This window comes from Caulobacter sp. 602-1 (assembly GCF_003931565.1).
Classification (GTDB): domain Bacteria; phylum Pseudomonadota; class Alphaproteobacteria; order Caulobacterales; family Caulobacteraceae; genus Caulobacter.
The window spans coordinates 856,912-875,520 of sequence record NZ_RRYI01000001.1; the positions used below are offsets into that span (position 1 = coordinate 856,912).

Annotated in this window: 14 protein-coding genes; 7 read left to right on the forward strand and 7 right to left on the reverse strand. The window is 69.4% G+C overall.

The features are described from left to right. Positions 1 to 44 precede the first annotated feature (44 nt). Positions 45 to 1,730: a sensor histidine kinase gene (locus EIK80_RS04020; protein ID WP_125155661.1), complete on the reverse strand. Its 1,686-nt coding sequence runs from the start codon at positions 1,728 to 1,730 to the stop codon at positions 45 to 47. 224 nt (positions 1,731 to 1,954) lie between these two features. On the opposite strand from EIK80_RS04020, the gene pgsA reads away from it, so the two are divergent. Both pgsA and EIK80_RS04030 read left to right on the forward strand, forming a co-directional pair. After that, complete coding sequence (pgsA, locus tag EIK80_RS04025; protein WP_125155662.1) at positions 1,955 to 2,572, forward strand: CDP-diacylglycerol--glycerol-3-phosphate 3-phosphatidyltransferase; 618 nt, start codon at positions 1,955 to 1,957, stop codon at positions 2,570 to 2,572. 85 nt (positions 2,573 to 2,657) lie between these two features. After that, entirely contained in the window at positions 2,658 to 4,439 is a 1,782-nt protein-coding gene (locus tag EIK80_RS04030) for an SLC13 family permease (protein ID WP_125155663.1), read from the forward strand. Positions 4,440 to 4,466: 27 nt separating this feature from the next. On the opposite strand, the gene EIK80_RS26320 is transcribed toward EIK80_RS04030, so the two are convergent. Continuing rightward, a complete protein-coding gene (locus EIK80_RS26320; protein WP_199743367.1) occupies positions 4,467 to 4,643 on the reverse strand; it encodes a hypothetical protein in 177 nt (58 codons plus the stop codon). Positions 4,644 to 5,009: 366 nt separating this feature from the next. Here EIK80_RS26320 and EIK80_RS04035 point away from each other — a divergent pair, with 366 nt between their 5' ends. The 3 genes from EIK80_RS04035 (at position 5,010) to carB (ending at position 10,282) form a co-directional block, all read left to right on the forward strand. Beyond that, complete coding sequence (locus EIK80_RS04035; protein WP_099575950.1) at positions 5,010 to 5,219, forward strand: cold-shock protein; 210 nt, start codon at positions 5,010 to 5,012, stop codon at positions 5,217 to 5,219. Between the two features lie 275 nt (positions 5,220 to 5,494). Next, positions 5,495 to 6,694, forward strand: a complete 1,200-nt coding sequence (locus EIK80_RS04040; protein ID WP_125155664.1) for a patatin-like phospholipase family protein — start codon at positions 5,495 to 5,497, stop codon at positions 6,692 to 6,694. A gap of 288 nt (positions 6,695 to 6,982) precedes the next feature. After that, positions 6,983 to 10,282 carry a carbamoyl-phosphate synthase large subunit gene (gene carB / locus EIK80_RS04045; RefSeq protein WP_125155665.1) on the forward strand — a complete coding sequence of 1,100 codons (3,300 nt, stop codon included), beginning with the start codon at positions 6,983 to 6,985 and terminating at the stop codon, positions 10,280 to 10,282. A gap of 145 nt (positions 10,283 to 10,427) precedes the next feature. On the opposite strand, the gene EIK80_RS04050 is transcribed toward carB, so the two are convergent. Together EIK80_RS04050 and EIK80_RS04055 are read right to left on the reverse strand one after the other, a co-directional pair. After that, on the reverse strand, positions 10,428 to 11,573 hold the full coding sequence (locus EIK80_RS04050; RefSeq protein ID WP_125155666.1) for an alkaline phosphatase: 1,146 nt from the start codon (positions 11,571 to 11,573) through the stop codon (positions 10,428 to 10,430). Between the two features lie 111 nt (positions 11,574 to 11,684). Next, positions 11,685 to 12,221, reverse strand: a complete 537-nt coding sequence (locus EIK80_RS04055; protein WP_125155667.1) for a hypothetical protein — start codon at positions 12,219 to 12,221, stop codon at positions 11,685 to 11,687. A gap of 165 nt (positions 12,222 to 12,386) precedes the next feature. On the opposite strand from EIK80_RS04055, the gene EIK80_RS04060 reads away from it, so the two are divergent. After that, positions 12,387 to 14,135 carry a DUF6311 domain-containing protein gene (locus EIK80_RS04060; RefSeq protein WP_125155668.1) on the forward strand — a complete coding sequence of 583 codons (1,749 nt, stop codon included), beginning with the start codon at positions 12,387 to 12,389 and terminating at the stop codon, positions 14,133 to 14,135. An 88-nt stretch (positions 14,136 to 14,223) separates the two neighbouring features. Then, positions 14,224 to 16,164, forward strand: coding sequence for a hypothetical protein (locus tag EIK80_RS04065; RefSeq protein WP_233586414.1), 1,941 nt, complete (start codon positions 14,224 to 14,226; stop codon positions 16,162 to 16,164). A gap of 202 nt (positions 16,165 to 16,366) precedes the next feature. Here EIK80_RS04065 and EIK80_RS04070 read toward each other — a convergent pair whose 3' ends face one another. Genes EIK80_RS04070 through EIK80_RS04080 form a run of 3 tightly spaced genes read right to left on the reverse strand, consistent with a single transcriptional unit; the run spans position 16,367 to position 18,569 of the window. Beyond that, entirely contained in the window at positions 16,367 to 17,092 is a 726-nt protein-coding gene (locus EIK80_RS04070; RefSeq protein WP_125155669.1) for a bifunctional 2-polyprenyl-6-hydroxyphenol methylase/3-demethylubiquinol 3-O-methyltransferase UbiG, read from the reverse strand. Beyond that, positions 17,080 to 17,529, reverse strand: a complete 450-nt coding sequence (locus EIK80_RS04075) for a GtrA family protein (RefSeq protein WP_125155670.1) — start codon at positions 17,527 to 17,529, stop codon at positions 17,080 to 17,082. Before EIK80_RS04075 ends, EIK80_RS04070 begins: the two co-directional genes overlap by 13 nt. Beyond that, positions 17,526 to 18,569 (reverse strand): glycosyltransferase family 2 protein, encoded by a 1,044-nt coding sequence (locus tag EIK80_RS04080; RefSeq protein WP_125155671.1) that lies wholly within the window; start codon positions 18,567 to 18,569, stop codon positions 17,526 to 17,528. Before EIK80_RS04080 ends, EIK80_RS04075 begins: the two co-directional genes overlap by 4 nt. Positions 18,570 to 18,609 lie beyond the last annotated feature (40 nt).

Consider the following 18,609-nt stretch of genomic DNA (forward strand, 5'->3'; position numbering starts at 1 on the left):
TGGAGGCTCCCGGCGCAAGGGCGGACCGGCGGGGCTTTCCGTCCTCAGAACGTGTTGCTCCATCGCGCCTGCTCGGGCAGGGGCAGATTGGCTTCGAAGACCAGGCCGTCCGGCCGGAAGTCGAACCGGGCCTGGCCCTTCTGCTCGCGGCGGATCGAGCTTTCGATCAGGCGGGTGCCGAAGCCGGCCGAGGCGGGCGGGGTGACCGGCGGGCCGCCGACGTCGCGCCAGATGAAGACCAGGTTGTCGGTGACCGGGTCGCGCTTCCAGGTCACCTCGACCCGGCCGCCCGGCGCGGACAGGGCGCCGTACTTGGCGCTGTTGGTGGCCAGCTCGTGGAACACCATCGACAGGCCCACGGCCGTGTGCGGGGCCAGGGCCACCTCGGGTCCGGACCGATCGACGCGCTCCACATGCGCGCCCAGGCTGGCCTCGACCAGGGCGGCCATGTCGGCCTCGCGCCAGCCGGTGCGGGTCAGCAGGTCATGGGCGCCCGAGAGCGCGATCAGCCGGTCGGTGAACACCTCGAGCGGCGCGCCCTCGTCCTTGGCGTTCGGCGTCTTGGCGAAGGTCTGGCGGGCCAGGGCCTGCACCGTGGCCAGGGTGTTCTTCACGCGGTGGTTCAGCTCGTTGATCATCACCTCCTGGCGCTCCTCGCGGGTCTTCAGCTCGCGGGAGGCCTGGCGGAGGGCGGCGTGGACGGCGGCGATCTCCTCCAGGCTGTCGGGATCGGCGGGCGGCAGGGTCTCGCCGCGACCGATGGCGCCGGCGTCCGACACCAGGCGGCGGATCTCCTGGTTGATGCGCCGCGAATAGACCAGCGCCAGGGCCACGCCGAGCACCAGCAGCAGAAGGAAGATCCCGGTTCCCACCGCCACGGCCCGGTTGACCGTGCTGGCCAGGTCCTCGCGCGGGATGGCCACCACCAGGGTCCAGCCGGTCTGGGGCGAGCGGGTATAGGCGACCATGGTCGGCACGCCTTCCAGCGAGATGCTCTTGCTGACGCCTTCGGTCGAGTGGCGGAGGTTCTCCTCCATGTCCTTGGAGGCCAGGCGTCCGGTGAACGTCTCGTTCAGCCGCGAGCGGGCGATCACATGGCGTTGGTTGTCCAGCAGGGTGGCCACCCAGCGGTCGGGGACCCGCTGCTGGCGGAACACCGAGGCGAACGAGGCCGCGTCGACCACGTAGGACAGGACGTAGAACCGGCCCTTGACCACGATCGGCGTGCCGACCGTGATCACCGGCTTGCCGGCGACGGGGCCGTCCAGCAGGTCCGAAACCTTGCTCCGCCCGGCCGAGAAGGCGGCGGCCTCCTCGCGGGTGCGCTTGATGCGGGGCAGGGGCGCCCCATAGGGCTTGAGCGTGTTGACCACCTGCTGGCCGTCGGCGTCGGCGATGACGATCCAGCCGGGGCGTCGCTCCATGGCGCGGCGGGCGCGGGCGTGGAAGGCGGCCCAGTCGCCGTTGACCAGGGCCTGGTCGGTGGCCAGGGTCTCGGCCGTCGAGACGCCCACGGCCGCCTGGCGGTCGACGGCGCCGTTCAGGGCCCGGGCGGTGGTGACCAGTTGCTGGTACAGGCGCCCGCGCGATTCGCGGTCGGCGCTGGCCAGCAGAAAGCCCATCGACAGCAGGGCCGGAACCAACAGGCTGACGGTCAGGAGCACGAGCCGGCCGCGCACCGAACTGACGCCGCGCCGCCGTCCAAAGCCTCGCTGGTCCGGGTCTTCCATGCCTGGGCGGCCCCGCCGTGACGAGCGCCTCGCCGCTCTTCGAACTTGTATAGCGAAGCGAGTCGCGCCCGGCGTCTCAAAAATCAGACGTCTCGGTTAAAGCGCGTTAGGCGCCGGCGGCAGCGGTTTCGCCGCTCGCGATCCCGGGGCCGGAACGCGCCAATGAGGGCTCCAAGGAGCGTGGCCGTAGCCCCTTCGGGCTTTTGTGCGTTATGAACAGCGCCATGAAGAACCTGCCCAATATCTTGACCGGCTCGCGCCTCGTGATGGCGCTGTTCATGTTCGTCGCCCTGGCGGCCGCGGCGGGCGCCGTGCCGTATCTGAGCGAGACCCTGACGGCCGAAGCGCAGCTGCGGCTGGAGCGCTGGGCGTTCTACGCCTTCGTGGTGGCCTCGGTGACCGACTTCTTCGATGGCTGGCTGGCGCGGAAGCTGGATGCGGTCAGCGTCTGGGGCGCGATCCTCGACCCCATCGGCGACAAGATCCTGGTCTGCGGCGCCCTGCTGGGCCTGATGGCGCTGGGGCCCAACGCCATGGTCGTGCTGCCGGCCGGCCTGATCCTGTTCCGCGAGTTCGCGGTCAGCGCCTTGCGCGAGGTGGGCGCGGGCAAGGGCGTCAAGCTGCCGGTGACCCTGCTGGCCAAGTGGAAGACGACGCTGCAGCTGGTGGCCATCGGCGCCGAACTGATCCTGGCCAGCTGGGGCGCGTTCGGCCTGTCGCCGGAGCCGAGCGTGATGGGCGGCTTCACGATCGTGGCCCACGGCCTGCTGTGGCTGGCGACCCTGGTGACCCTGATCACCGGCGCCCAGTACTGGGAAGCCGCGCGCAAGGCGCTGAACTAGGGTCGGATGCTCCTCCGTATCGCGGGGAGCATCTTTTCACCGCTCCGCCCGTTTCCCCGAAGCACAGCTTCGGGGAACTCCACACGTGACACTGCACCAAGGCCTCGCGTTCGGTCTGATCGCGGCCACCATCGCCGCGTTCGTGTGGGGGCGGTGGCGTTACGACCTGATCGCCCTGGGGGCGCTGGCGGCGGGCATGGCCATGGGCCTGATCCCCGTGAAGGCGGCCTTCGAGGGCTTCGCCAACGACATCGTCATCATCATCGCCAGCGCCCTGGTGCTGAGCGCCGCCGTCGCGCGCTCGGGAATCGTCGACCTGGTCATGGCCCCGCTGCTACCCAGGCTGAAGGACGAGCGCACTCAGGTTCCCGTGCTGGCCGCGACCACGGCCGTGCTGTCCATGGCCACCAAGAACGTCGGGGCCCTGGCCCTGATGATGCCCAGCGCCCTGCAGATCGCCCGCCGCACCGGCGTGTCGCCCGGTCGCCTGCTGATGCCGATGAGCTTCGGCTCGCTGGTCGGCGGGCTGGCCGTGCTGGTCGGCACCTCGCCCAACATCATCGTCTCGGAGGTGCGCCAGGAGGCCCTGGGTCAGCCGTTCAGGATGTTCGACTTCTTCCCGGTCGGCGGCATCCTGACGGTGATCGCCGTCGCCTATCTGACCTTCGCCTACCGGCTGCTGCCGCGCGACCGCAAGGCGGCCATCGATGTCGACGCGGCCCTGGCGGCCAGCGCCTATGTCACCGAGGTCGAGGTCCCCGAGGGTTGGAGCTTCCAGGCCGGCAGCGTCGGCGCCCTGAAGAGAGCCGCCGAGGGCGCGGTCTCGGTGGTCGCCATCCTGCGCGGACGCAAGCGCATCGAGGCGCCGCACGCCAATCTCAAGATCCATCCCGGCGACGTGCTGTTGCTGGAAGGCGAGCAGCAGGAGCTGAACCAGCTGATCGTCGCGGCCAAGCTGCGCCTGCGCGACGCCGACCGGCCGGTGGCCATGAACGAGCCGACCGAGGAGATCCGCGTGGTCGAGGCGGTGATCGGCCGCGAGAGCGACCTGATCGGCCAGTCGGCGCGCGGCGTCACCCTTTCCGACACCCATGGCGTCAACCTGCTGGGGGTGTCGCGCGGCGGGCGCCGCATGGCCGGCCGCCTGGCGACCATCCGCCTGAAGGCCGGCGACCTCGTGGTGCTGCAGGGCGCCGAGCAGTCGCTGCCGGGCGCGCTGCAGGCCCTGGGCCTGTTGCCGCTGGCCGAGCGCGAGGTGCGGCTGGGCGGAGTGCGGCACGCGCTGGCGCCGGTGGTGATCCTGGCGGTGGCCATGGGGCTGGTGGCGACCGGCCTGGTCCCGGTGGCGGCGGGCTTCTTCGGCGCGGCGGTGCTGGTGGTGGCCGTCGGCGCCCTGCGGATGCGCGAGGCCTACGCGGCCCTGGAGGCTCCGGTGCTGGTGCTGGTCGCGGCCCTGATCCCGGTCAGCGACACGGTGCAGAAGACCGGCGGCGCCGACCTGATCTCCGCCTGGCTGTCGGGGGCCTTCCACGGCCTGCCGCCGATCGCCACCCTGACCGCGATGATGGCCGTGGCCATGGCGGCCACGCCGTTCCTGAACAACGCCGCCACGGTGCTGATCGCCGCCCCGATCGGCATGGGCGTGGCCCAGCGGCTGGGCCTGTCGCCCGATCCGTTCCTGATGGCCGTGGCGGTGGGGGCGGGCTGCGACTTCCTCACGCCCGTCGGCCACCAGTGCAACACCCTGGTGCTGGGCCCGGGCGGCTATCGATTCGGGGACTACGCCCGGCTGGGCGCGCCGCTCACCGCGCTGATCCTGCTGATCGCGCCATGGCTGATCGCCTGGATATGGCCGTTCGCGAAGTGAGGCGGAGGGGGAGGGGGCCCCGCTCGGTCACTCCGCGACCGTTCTCCCGCGGGAGAACGTCCATCGCTCCAGCGCCTCGACCATTTCCGGCTCCGGCGCGCCGTCCAGCAGCGACGCCGGTTCCGGCGCGCTCCGCTCTTCGGGCTCGCGCTCGGCCCGCATCATCGACGCCAGCCAGCTGGCGCCCGTCTCCCGCAGAACCATCGTCGTCTCCTCGCGATGATGCTTATGAGAATGAATTGCAATTACGAGTCTCGCAAGACCGATTTCGCGCGAGCCGCGATCTTCGAGCGGGCGGGCGGGCGCGTCGGTGACGTCCGGCCGGCTGACGAGGCAAAGCTTGAAGCCCAGCGGGGGGCCGAGATTCCCGTTAAGTAGACCGGAAATTCCGGCCTTGATTTCTGAAATAAAATCGCCGACTGTGGGGTATCGAATTCGCTGCCGCTCGGCCTGCTATTCCTTGCTCCCGTGGTGGAGCGCCGGACGCGCCTTCCGAACTTCCAACGAAATTTGATCGTCGATCGGGACGTTTTCGGCCGACGAACACACTTGTCTACAAGGATACTCACCATGGCTACTGGCACCGTGAAGTGGTTCAATTCCACCAAGGGCTTTGGCTTCATTCAGCCGGACAACGGCGGCGCGGACATCTTCGTGCACATCTCGGCCGTCGAACGCGCGGGCCTCGGCTCGCTGAACGAAGGTCAGAAGATCTCGTTCGAGCCGGAAGTCGACCGCCGCAGCGGCAAGACCTCGGCCGGCCAACTGCAAGCGGTCTAATCGACCCGACGCGGTTGGACCCACGGGTTCAAGTCAACAGGCCAGCGCTCGCGCTGGCCTGTTTTCGTTTGGGCCGCCCTCTTTACTCGCCCGCTTTCATTCGGCCGCTCGGCGCGCCGCGCGCGTTCGGCCCGCGCCTCCGTGACCATCATCCGCCACGCGAGATCGTCTCATTTTCTATCAATAATGACTTGCAAGCATCGGCCTGGGGCAGACGGGTCATTCCCCTGGCGGGCCAATTTGGCTAATCATCGCCCCAAATCCGGAGACGCCCCATGCGCGGCCTTCGCGCCTTAGCCGCTCTGACCCTCGTCCTGGTCCTCACGGCCTGCGGCACCCTCCCGCGCGATGCGTTCACGGCTTCCGACCTGGGGTCGGTCGCCCCGAGCGGCCTGGTCGATGTCCGCTTCAGCGCGGTCGATCCGGAGGCCAGCCTGAAGTTCGCCCAGGGCGTTCACGACCGCATCGCGGGGCGCAAGGTCAATGTGCTGGCGATCTCGGGCGGCGGCTCGAACGGCGCCTACGGAGCGGGCGTTCTGGTTGGCTGGTCCGACGCCGGAACCCGGCCGGAGTTCGACATCGTCACCGGGGTTTCGACCGGCGCCCTGACCGCGCCCTTCGCCTTTCTGGGCAAGGACTGGGATCGGCGCCTGACCCAGGCCTACACCAGCGACGCCGTCGACCGCATCCTGCAGAGGCGCGGGCTGGACCTGTTCTTCGCGCCCAGCGTCTTCCGCAACCACGCGCTGCGGCAGCTGGTCGACAAGTATGTCGACTACCCCATGCTCTACGCCGTGGCCCTGGAGAACGCCAAGGGGCGGCGGCTGCTGATCGCCACGACCAATCTCGACACCGAGCAGACGGTGATCTGGGACATGGGCGCCATCGCCGCGCGCGGCGACGCGGCCTCCCTGCAGCTGTTCCGCGACGTGCTGGTGGCCTCAGCCAGCATTCCGGGCGTGTTCCCGCCCAGCCTGATCGAGGTCCAGGGCGCCAATCGCAAGCTCTCGGAGATGCATGTCGACGGCAGCGTGACCACGCCCTTCTTCATCGCGCCGGAGGCCCTGCTGCTGTCGATCCTGCCTGGGCGCGACAAGGCCGGGCCCGGCGAGGTGCGCGTGATCGTCAACGGTCAGATCGACGGCGGCTTCGGCTTCACCAAGGGCGACGCCCTGTCGATCCTGGGGCGCTCGTGGATCGCCATGAACAAGGCCCAGATGCGCACCAACCTGACCGCCAACGCCGCGTTCACGCGCCGCAACGGCGGGGTCTTCCAGTACACGGCCATCCCGGACGACGCGCAGGGCGACTTCTCGGGCCTGGACTTCTCGTCCAAGAGCCTGCGGTCGCTGTTCACCCTGGGCTACAAGATGGGCAAGACGGGAGCCGCCTGGGTCGCGCCCACCGATCCTTCGGCGGAGGCGAAGGCGGCGGCCGCGGCGTCGAAGGACGCCTCGGCGGCGGCGAACCCCTAGAGCCTTCATGTTCGCCGCATCGCCGCCGAAAAGGCGGTCCATGCGCTCAGAACCGCGCCGACCGTCGCCGCGCGACGACGCGGACCGTGACAGCCTTCCGCGCCAGTTCTTCGACCTGAAGAGCTGCGACGCTCGCTGAACTTCGTTCGGCAAGACTGGCGTTAACCGCCTCGTGAGACGCGGGGGTTGCGCCGGGCCGACTCCGTCTCTAAACGGGCGGCTTAACCTGCAAGATGGTCGACAGCGGGCGCGCGGATGTGCGCGACCGTGTCTTTGCGCGAGTTAGCCATGCCCAAGAGAACCGACCTTTCCTCGATCCTGATCATCGGCGCCGGCCCGATCGTCATCGGTCAGGCCTGCGAGTTCGACTATTCGGGCGTCCAGGCCTGTAAGGCGCTGCGGGCCGAGGGCTACCGGATCATCCTGGTCAACTCGAACCCGGCCACGATCATGACCGATCCGGACGTGGCGGACGCGACCTATATCGAGCCGATCACGCCTGAGATGGTCGCCAAGATCATCGAGAAGGAGCGTCCCGACGCCCTGCTGCCGACCATGGGCGGTCAGACCGCGCTGAACACGGCCCTGGCCCTGGAAGCCGACGGCACGCTCGCCAAGTTCGGCGTCGAGATGATCGGCGCCAAGGCCGAGGTCATCGACAAGGCCGAGGACCGCCAGAAGTTCCGCGACGCCATGGACAAGCTGGGCCTCGAAAGCCCCAAGTCCAAGGCCGCCCACAACATGGACGAGGCCCGCGAAGGCCTGGAGTTCGTCGGCCTGCCGGCGATCATCCGTCCGTCGTTCACCCTGGCCGGCACCGGCGGCGGCATCGCCTACAATGTCGAGGAGTTCGAGGAGATCGTCGCGCGCGGTCTGGACCTCTCGCCGACCACGGAAGTCCTGATCGAGGAAAGCGTCCTCGGCTGGAAGGAATACGAGATGGAAGTGGTCCGCGACACGGCGGACAACTGCATCATCGTCTGCTCGATCGAGAACATCGACCCGATGGGCGTCCACACCGGCGACTCGATCACCGTCGCCCCGGCCCTGACCCTGACGGACAAGGAATACCAGTGGATGCGCGCGGCCTCGATCGCCGTGCTGCGCGAGATCGGCGTCGAGACCGGCGGCTCGAACGTCCAGTTCGCCCTGAACCCGAAGGACGGCCGCATGGTCGTCATCGAGATGAACCCGCGCGTGTCGCGCTCGTCCGCCCTGGCCTCGAAGGCCACCGGCTTCCCGATCGCCAAGGTCGCCGCGCGCCTGGCCGTCGGCTACACCCTGGATGAGCTGAAGAACGACATCACCGGCGGCGCGACCCCGGCCTCGTTCGAGCCCAGCATCGACTATGTCGTCACCAAGATCCCGCGCTTCGCCTTCGAGAAGTATCCGGGTTCGGAACCGCTGCTGACCACGGCCATGAAGTCGGTCGGCGAGGTGATGGCCATCGGCCGCACCTTCAAGGAAAGCGTCCAGAAGGCCCTGCGCGGCCTGGAGACCGGCCTGTCGGGCTTCGACGAGGTGGAGATCCACGGCGCCGACGATCCCGACACCGGCAAGGCCGCGGTGATCCGCGCCCTGGGCACCCCGACTCCCGACCGCCTGCGCGTCATCGCCCAGGCCTTCCGCCACGGCCTGACCGTGGAAGAGGTCAACGCCGCCTGTTCCTACGAGCCCTGGTTCCTGCGCCAGATCGCCGAGCTGATCCGCCAGGAAGGCTGGGTCCGCGCCGGCGGCCTGCCCAAGGACGCCGCGGGCTTCCGCGCCCTCAAGGCCCAAGGCTTCTCCGACGCGCGCCTCGCCAAGCTGACCGGCTCGACCGAAGGCGCCGTGCGCGCCCTGCGTCAGGAGCTGTCGGTCCGCCCGGTCTTCAAGCGCATCGACAGCTGCGCCGGCGAGTTCCTGGCCTCGACGCCCTACATGTACTCGACCTACGAGACCGGCGCCCTGGGCCAGGTTCCCGAGTGCGAGAGCGAGCCGTCCGACCGCAAGAAGGCGGTGATCCTGGGCGGCGGTCCCAACCGGATCGGCCAGGGCATCGAGTTCGACTACTGCTGCTGCCACGCGGCCTTCGCGCTCGACGCCATCGGCATCGAGTCGATCATGGTCAACTGCAACCCCGAGACCGTCTCGACCGACTACGACACCTCCGACCGCCTGTACTTCGAGCCGCTGACGGCCGAGGACGTGCTGGAGCTGCTGCATGTCGAGATGAGCAAGGGCACGCTGGCCGGCGTCATCGTCCAGTTCGGCGGCCAGACCCCGCTGAAGCTGGCCCACGCCCTGGAAGAAGCCGGCGTGCCGATCCTGGGCACCAGCCCCGACGCCATCGACCTGGCCGAGGACCGCGAGCGCTTCCAGCAACTGCTGAACGGCCTCGACATCGCCCAGCCCGAGAACGCCATCGCCCGCACCTGGGACGAGGCCCGGGCCGAAGGCGACAAGATCGGCTTCCCGTTCGTGATGCGTCCGTCCTACGTGCTGGGCGGCCGGGGCATGGAGATCATCCGCGACCACGAGCACCTGGAACGCTACATCGCCAACACCGGCGAGATCTCGTTCGAGCACCCGATCCTGCTGGACCACTATCTGAGCCGCGCCACGGAGGTGGACGTCGACGCCCTGTGCGACGGCAAGGACGTGTTCGTGGCCGGCGTGCTGGAGCATATCGAGGAAGCCGGCGTCCACTCGGGCGACTCGGCCTGCTCGATGCCGCCCTTCTCGCTGAAGGCCGAAACGGTCGAGGAACTGAAGCGCCAGACGGTGAAGATGGCCCTGGCTCTGAACGTCCGCGGCCTGATGAACGTGCAGTTCGCCATCGAGGAGCCGCACGGCGAGAATCCGCGCATCTATGTGCTGGAAGTGAACCCGCGCGCCTCGCGCACCGTGCCGTTCGTGGCCAAGACCATCGGCCAGCCCGTCGCCGCCATCGCCGCCAAGATCATGGCCGGCGAGACCCTGGCCAGCTTCGGCCTCAAGGACGTCCCCTACGACCACATCGCGGTCAAGGAAGCGGTCTTCCCGTTCGCCCGCTTCGCCGGCGTCGACACGGTGCTGGGCCCGGAAATGCGCTCGACCGGCGAGGTCATGGGCCTGGACTGGAAGCGCGAGGGCGAGGCCGACATGGCTCCCGCCTTCGCCCGCGCCTTCGCCAAGAGCCAGCTGGGCGGCGGCGTGAAGCTGCCCCGCAAGGGCGTGGCCTTCGTCTCGGTCAAGGAGAGCGACAAGCCCTGGATCGTCGAGCCGGTGAAACTGCTGCAGGCGGCCGGCTTCACGGTGCTGTCGACCGAGGGCACGCGCGCCTATCTGGCCGAGCAGGGCGTCCAGGTCGACTATGTGAAGAAGGTCCTGGAGGGCCGTCCGCACATCGTCGACGTGATGAAGAACGGCGGCGTCCAGCTGGTGTTCAACACCACCGAGGGCAAGCAGGCCCTGGAGGACAGCTTCGAGATCCGCCGCACCGCCCTGATGATGAAGGTGCCGTACTACACGACCTCGGCCGGGGCCCTGGCGGCGGCGCAAGCCATCGCGGTGGCGCCCGAAGAGGTCCTGGACGTGCGCCCGCTGCAGAGCTACGCGGCGGAGTAGGGGCTTAGCTGAAGATGCTCCCCCGCGATGCGGGGGAGCTGTCGGCGGAGCCGACTGAGGGGGCGAGTGCTGCCCAGGCCGAGCTGGCCCCCTCCGGCCCTCTGGGCCACCTCCCCCGCAGCGCGGGGGAGGATCTATGCGGAAGCTACTTCCCGTCCTTCTTCCAGCCCCAGGCGTCCATCATCACGTCGAACAGGTGGGTGTTGGGGAAGTAGCCCCGCACCCGCTCGGACCCGGGGCCGACAGCCAGGGCGGCGACTTCCTCGCCCGTGTGGCTCCGGTTGACCATGACGTTCTTGAGGCGGATGACGTCCTCCTCCTTGGCGCCCGGCGTCTGGGTCGCCTTCCAGGCCTCGTAGCCTTCCAGCAGCGGCTCGCCGCGCCGGCCGCCGTCCACCTGCAGGCCGAAGGAATGGTCGGCGGTGAACACCAGCAGGGTGTCCTTCAGGTCGACGCGCGTCTCGACCTCGGCGATCAGCTTGTCGAAGTCGACGATGTGCTGAAGGCCCTCGCGCGGGTCGTCGGTGTGGGCGTCCCATTCGACCACCAGCAGATAGCCCTTGGGCGAGCCCTTCAGCACGTCCAGCGCCCGCAGCGTCGCCGCGCGGGTGTCGATCTGGTCGGCCACGACCACGGGCCTGGCATTGGCGGGCGGGGCGTCCTCCAGCCGGGCGTAGACGGGGCGATCATGCGCCTTGGCGATCTGGTCGAAACCGGTTCCCGCCGTGGCCAGCTGCTGGCCGATCTTGGCTCGGCCGGTCCCGAACAGCACGTCGACGCCGTCGCCGTAGCGCGGGGCGAAGGCCTGCTGGAAGATCTCGCCCCACTTCCCGCGATCGTTCGAATGGGCGTAGGTCGCCGCCGGCGTGGCGTCGGTGATCGGCTGGGAGGTGACGACGCCAGTGCGCAGGCCGTGTTCCTCGGCGTATTCCAGCAGGGTCTTGGTCGGCTCGCCGTCGGTCTTGCCGCGCACGGCGGCGGGCGACTGGCTGATCACGCCGTTGCGGGTCTTCACGCCGGTCATGATCGCCGACATGCCGTTGGCCGAGTCCGACACGAACTGGTCGACCGGCGTGGTGTCGCTGAGGCCGAGGTTGGGCCAGTGCTGGACGCGCAGCTTCAAGGGCTCGCCATAGCCCAGCAGGCTGGCGGCGCTCACCGACGAAACGCCGCCTGCGTCCGCCAGGAACAGGATGACGTTCTTGGCCTTCGGCGGAGGGGCGGGCTGCGCCAGGGCGGGCGATCCGATCGCCAGCGACAATGAGGCGGCGGCCAAAAGACCTTTGAGCATGGACGTCTCCCAGGGAAGCAAGGTTCGATGGAGACGGCTTCTAGCGGCTACGGGGCGCGATCGGTGTGACATGACCATGACAGCCGAAGTCTGGCGCCCGAGGCCGTCGACCTATTCCCGCGCGCCGTTCCGCACGTTGTAGCAATGCCGCCGCCCGGCCTCGCTGCCGCAGAAGCCCGGCTCCATGGTCCCGGCGTGCAGGGCCACATACTGGTCGCGGCGGCACTCGAACCAGGCCTTCTGGAAGGCGACGTGCTCGACGTCCTGGTGGAACACCGGCCGCTGGTCGACCGTGTAGAACCGCACCATGCTGGAGAGGCCGCCGAAGCTGCCGCGGCCGTTGACCAGCCCGCAGATCCGGCCCTTCCGGGTGGCCCACACCGCGCCCAGCTCCAGCGGCAGGGTCTGGTCGAGGCGGCTGTCGAGATTGGCCCGCACGATCCGCCACTCGGTCTGGGCGCGGGGACGATAGCGGGCCAGCTGTTCGGGGCTGGGCCGGGGCAGGAAGGCGTTGTCGCGCTCGAACGAAGCCAGGTCGAAGCCGGTGAACAGCAAGGCCCCCAGCATCCCGATCACGGCCACGCCCGAGAAGATCAGCGGCGTCCACCGCCGCCGCGTGGTCCGCGTCCCGAAATCCCGCACCGTCATGGCCTGCCTCCCATCCGTCCCTGGCGAGGTTTGACGATGAATTTGAGAATTACAAGTCTAAACTATTTACAAGTGTAATTGTTCCGGCGACGCCCCGGCCATCGGCGGGGCTGCGCGGGGCGAAGCTTCGATGTTAAGCAGGGCCTCGAGTTCTCGGGGGAGCGCATGGTTTCGTTCAAGGTCGATCCCAAAAGCGATGGGAGTCGGATCCTGTTCGCCCTGGCGGCGACGCTGATCCCGGTCGTGCTGTGCGGCTTCATGTTCGGCTTCGACATCGCCTCGGCCAAGGCGGTGTTCTGGACCCGGCCCAAGGGCGACATGGCCGTGATGAACGCGGGCTACGAGGCCTTTCTGCGCCAGCCCTGGCATTGGCCGCTGACCGCGGTGAGCGGGCTGGGCGACAAGCCGATCTCGATCGTCTTCACAGACAGCATCCCCTGGCTGTCCCTGGTGTTGAAGGCGACCGGCCTGTCGCACGTGTTCAACCCGATCGGCCTGTTCCTGTTGTTGTCCTATCCGCTGCAGGCCTGGAGCATGATCGGCCTGCTGCGGGCCCTGGGCGTCACCGACCGCTGGACGCTGCTGCTGGGCGGACTGATGGCGCTGATGGTTCCGGCCTGGATCGCCCGACAGTTCGGCCATATCGCCCTGTCGGGCCACTGGATCCTGCTGCTGGCCCTGACCCTGTCGGTGCGGTCGGCGCGCGAGGGGCTGACCTGGCGGCGGATCGCGGGCTTCGCGGCGCTGCTGGCCCTGGTGGTTGGGGTCCACGCCTATCACCTGCCGCCGGTGGGCGCGGTGTTCGGCGCGGCCCTGCTGGCCGAGCTGCTGCAGCGCCGGGCCGGCGCCTGGGGTCGCGTGGCCGGGGCCGTGGTCCTGGCCGGCGCGGCGATCGCCGTCTCGGTCTGGCTGCTGGACTACCGGGACGGCCGGGGCTGGACGGGGGCGGCGACGGCGCTGGGCCTCTATTCGATGAACCTGGTCGGGCCGTTCTGGCCGCAGGCCTCGACCCTGGCCGGCCAGGCCTGGAACGGCTCGTGGTACGAGGGCGTGATGGACGCCACCGGCGGCCAGAGCTTCGAGGGCTTCCAGTATCTGGGCGCGGGCGCCCTGCTGCTGGTCCTGGCCATGGCCGGCTTCCAGGCCACCCTGGCCGTGCGACAGGGCGGCGTCTCCAAGGCCTTCTGGGTGCGCTGGGCGCCGATGACCCTGGCCATGCTCGGCCTGACGGTCTGGGCGGTGGGCTGGTCGGCCTACGCCTTCAAGACCCACATCTATGACCTGCCGCGGCCCAAGGGCGAGATCGCCGAGGTGATCGGCGGTTTCCGCGCCTACGGGCGGTTCTTCTGGGCGGTCGGCTACCTGCTGCTGGCGCTGGCCGTCACCTGGGCCAGCCGCCTGCCGCGCCGGACGGGGATGGCGGTGCTGGCCGCCGTCCTGGCCGTGCAGGCCGTCGACACCAGCCATCTGCGCCACGGCGTGCGCGAGACCTTCGCCTCGCTGGACCCGCTGAGCTATCCGGTCGCCCTGGTGTCCAGCCCGAAAACGGCCAACCGGCCCTGGGTCTTCGTTCCGACCTACTACTGCTCGGCCAACTGGCGCGACCTGAGGGTCATGCGGCAGATGTTCCAGGCCATCGGCCGCGTGGGCGGCACGGGCAACACCTTCCCCACCGCGCGCGACAGCGACCCGCCCTGCATCGTCACCCGGCCGGAGACCTTCGTCGACGCCGCGCCCGGCGACCGGCGCATCACCGTGGTGGTGGCCGACGGGGTGGCGCGCGGCGGCGTGCTGGCGCCCATCGCCAAGCGGACGGACTGCCACCACTTCGGTCCTGGCGTGGCCTGCGGCCGCGACCTGGCGGGAATCCCGGGCCTGACGCCCGTGAAGCCCGGCGAGCTGGCGGCGCCCTGAGGCCTTGGCCTCCAAAGCTTTCACCCTAGCGTTTTGCTGCTAGAAAACCTCGCGCGTGGGGCGCGCGAGAATCGAGTTGAGGGATCCAGTGGCGAACAACACCAAGTGGATGTGGGGCGTCGGCGCGGCGGTCTGGTGCGTGCTGCTGGCCGGCCTGCTGTCGACCGACCGCCTGCTGTCGCTGTCGGTGGACAGCTCCTACCACCTGCAGGTCATGGAGGTCGTGCGCCACGCCTTCCTGATCCCGCAGAAGGGCCATGAATTCATGGCCGAGATGTTCATCTACCCCAAGCTCAGCCACCGGTTCGCGGCCCTGTTCGCCACCCTGGGCTGGTCCGAGCTGAACGCCCTGCTGATGGCCGGGGTGTTGTCGGCGGCGGTGGTCTGGCTGGTGCTGTTCGACCAGGCGCGGCGAGTGTCGCTGACCTATCTGGTCGCCAGCCTCGGCTTCATGCTCGTCAACATCTTCGCCGTGCGCGGGGCGTTCGGGGCCGAGCTGGTCAACAACTTCTTCTTCCCGCAGATCGTCGGCGAGGCCGTGGCCATGCTGTGCCTGGTCGGCGGCGCGGCGCTGCTGCCCCGCTCGCGTCCGCTCTACGTGGTCTACGCCACCGCCGCGGTGCTGTTCTGCGGCTGCTTCCACCTGGTGCCGACCCTGAAACTGGCCGGCGCCCTGATGGCCATGCTGGGCCTGGCCTGGCTGCGCGACCTGATCCACGCCCGCCGCTTCGACTGGGTCGGGCTGGTGGGCCTTGTCGCCATCGCCGGCGGCGTCGTCGGCAGCCCCTATTTCTGGCGCATGCGCTGGATGGCGGCCAACAACGGCAGCCTGCACCTGGCCACCGCCATGCCGCTGAACGGCCTGGCCGCCGCCGCCATCGTGCTGGCCCTGCTGTCGGCCTGGGTGCTGCTGGTCGAGCTGCGCCGCGATCCCGGCGCGGTCGAGGCCGACGCCGGCCCGACCGCCGCCACCGTGCTGCTGGCCTGCCTGGGCGCGGCCGCGGCCCTGGCCATGCTGGCCCAGTACGGCATGTACGTGTTCAAGGGCGACGGCTCGGAATACGCCGTCCTCAAGCACAGCTTCGGGGTCTTCACCCTGTTGGCTTTCGTGACGCCGCTCTGGTTCCTGACCGTGCTGGGCGTGCGCGCGGTCCCCGCCGAGGCCCCCGCCGAAGACAATAGACCCGCCTGGGTTTCCGCGCTCGGCCCGGCTCCGGCCTTCGCCGCTCAGCTGGTGTTGATGCTGTGCCTGTTCCTGCGGCCCAGCGCCCTGGACGTCCCCCGGCTGAACGCCATCCTCCACGACGTGCGCGAGGTGCGCCTGACGCGCGGCCTGGAGGGCGAGAAGGTGATGTTCTCGGCGTCCGACGTGAAGCCGGTGACCACCTACATGGCCACCATCGCCATGCTGCGCTCGCCCCACGGCGGCAATGTGCTGAGCCTGCTGGCCGACGGCCGACCGGACCGTCCGGGCGACGTCGACTATATCGTGACCCTGCCGGGCGACGCCTATGACAAGCCCGGCTGCCGCTCGGGCAAGCCCGTCGGCCTGGTCGTGGTGATGATCGGTCCGTGCATCGAGCCGCGGTCGCTGCTGTTCAAGGCGGGCGGCTCGGGCGTGCCCTATCTGCGCGAGGGCTGGGGCCTGCCGGAAGGCGGCGGCGTCTGGTCCGGCGGCAAGCGCGCGGTCGTCGAACTGCCGATCTCGCCGGCTCAGCGGACGCTCTCCAGCGCCTCGGTGCAGGTCGCGGCCTTCGGCTTCCTGCCGCCGCAGTCGCCGTCGCGCACGGTCACCGTCTCGGTCCCGGGCGGTCAGCCGGAGACCTTCACCTTCGGCCTGCACACGGCGCTGCGCCACGACTACCTGCTGGCCCTGCCGCCGGAAGCCCTGAAGGGCGAGACCGTGAAGGTGACCTTCGACATCCACGATCCGAAGACCCCGCGCGAGCTGGGCGCGGGCCCCGACGACCGCCAACTGGGCGTGGGCCTGGAGGCGATGCGGATCATCCCGACGCCGGTCATGCGGTAGGGGGTTGCCGAGACGGACAGTGGTCGGCGGTCGTGATCCGAATGTCCGCCGGCCGGCCGGAAGCCCATGGCGTGCTTCGACCCTGAGCGGACTCTAGAACCCCTCTCTCTATGAGAGAGGGGTTTGTTTGGGGGGCGACTTCCACCCCCCTACAGACGATCACAATGTCCGCTTCCAGCAGGCGGCCGACCTGCCGATTTCGCTAAGCCTTCCGCGCGATCACCGCGATCGACAGGCCGAACGGCAGGCCGCCGCCGACGGCCAGGGGGGCCTCCAGCGAGAACACGCCGGCCAGGGCCTTGTTCAGCCACGACGGCGGCATGGCGTCGTCGGCGCTGTCGTCCTTCAGCAGCTTCTTGGCGGTGCGCTGCACGGCGGCCAGGGGGAACAGCAGGGTGTTGAAATAGGTCGCGGTCTCGACCTTCAGGCCCGCCTCTTCGAACAGGGCGCGGTAGCGCGGCAGCAGGTAGCGGCGCTTGTGGTGGTGCAGCACGTCGTGGTGGCTCCACATCCACTGATAGGCCGGCACCGTGGTCAGGATCGCGCCGCCGGGCTTGACCAGCCTGGCCAGGGCCTTCACCGAGCCGGCGTCGTCGTCGACATGCTCGACCACGTCGAAGGCGCAGACCAGGTCGAAGGTCTCCGGCGCGTAGGGCAGGCCGTCCGGCAGCAGGCCGGTGTCGATCGCCAGGCCGAGGCGCTCGGAGGCGTAGGCGCGCGACTCGTCGTCCGGCTCCAGGGCCTTCACCTCGCCGAACTCGCGCAGCAGCGGGACATTGCCGCCCGCGCCGCAGCCGACCTCCAGGATGCGCGCGCCGGCCGGCGGGGCCAGGCGCTGCAGCAGGCCGCGCAGGATCTTGCGGCGGCCGACGAACCACCAGTGGTCGGTCTCCAGCTCGCGGATGCGGTCGTAGATCAGGCGGTCCATGCGGGGTCCCGGTCGGCGGTGGGTTGGTGGGCGAAGACCCAGAAATGGCTCAGCAGGAAGAGCGCGGCGGTATAGCTTGCCACGGCCGCGCCCTGGGCGGCGACATCGAACAGGGCGCCGTGCGGCAATACCATCCGGGCCAGGGTCAGCACGCCCTGGTTCAGAGCGAAGGCTGCGGCCACGGCCACGCCGTAGCGCAGCGGCGCCGAGCGCGCGGCGCGGCGGGCCTTGAACACGAACAGCTTGCTCAGGGCGAAGCTCACGCAGACCCCGACCGCATAGCCGACGGCGTTGGCGATGTGCGGATCGACGTGCAGCCCGACGTCCAGGGCCAGGATGATGGTCAGGCCGACGAGGGTGTTGGCCACGCCCGCTACGCCATAGCGCAGGGCCGAGACCAGGAACTCGCGTCGGGCCGGGGTCAGCAGGGCGCTCACGCGTCCGGACCTTGCGCGCGATCGAAGCCGTAGCGGTCCATGATCACGTACAGCGGCCGACCCTTCACTTCCTGATAGATGCGCGCGACGTACTCGCCCAGCGAGCCGATAGCCAGCATCTGGATGGCGAAGCCGGACAGGATCACCACCATCAGCGACGGATAGCCGGGGACCTTGTTGCCTTCCAGCAGGGTGCGCAGCACCAGGAACACGGCCGCAGAGGCCGCCAGCAGGCCGGCGATCAGGCCGACATAGCTCCAGATCCGGATCGGGGCGGTGCTGAACGAGGTGATGCCGTCGAGCGCGAAGTTCCAGAGCTTCCAGTAGCGGAACGAGCTGGTCCCGGCCGCGCGCTCCGGGCGGGCGTAGGGGATCGGCGTCTGCTTGAAGCCGACCCAGGCGAACAGGCCCTTCATGAAGCGGTTGCGCTCGGGCAGCTGGCGCAGCACCTCGACCACGCGCCGATCCATCAGCCGGTAGTCGCCGGCGTTGTAGGGCAGGTCGACGTCGGACATCCGGTTGAAGGCCTTGTAGAAGCCCTGGGCCGTCAGGCGCTTGACGAAGGTGTCGCTGCTGCGGTCGACCCGCACGCCATAGGCCACGTCGGCCCCGCCTTCCCACGCCTCGATGAACTGGCCGATCAGCTCCGGCGGGTCCTGCAGGTCGCAGTCGATCGGCACCACCATGTCGCCGGTCACCGCGTCCAGGCCGGCCGAAAGGGCGACCTCCTTGCCGAAGTTGCGGGCCAGGTTGATGACCTTGATGCGCGGGTCGCGCTGATGGTGCTTCAGCAGCACCGCCAAAGTGTGGTCGCGGCTGCCGTCATTGACGCAGACGATCTCGTAGTCGACGCCCAGCCTGGCCAGCTCGGCGTCGATGCGGTCGAAGAACAGGTCCAGGACCTCCTGCTCGTTGTAGCAGGGGGCGACGATCGACAGCGTCTTGCCGACGCGCGAGCGCGTGGCGACGGAAGCGGGCTGAAGCGCGGCTTGGGGCGCGACAGGGGGCGCGGCGATGACGGACGCGGACGACTGAACCATGAGGAAGGGTTTAGCGAGGTTACGCGCGGAGGGGGAGGGG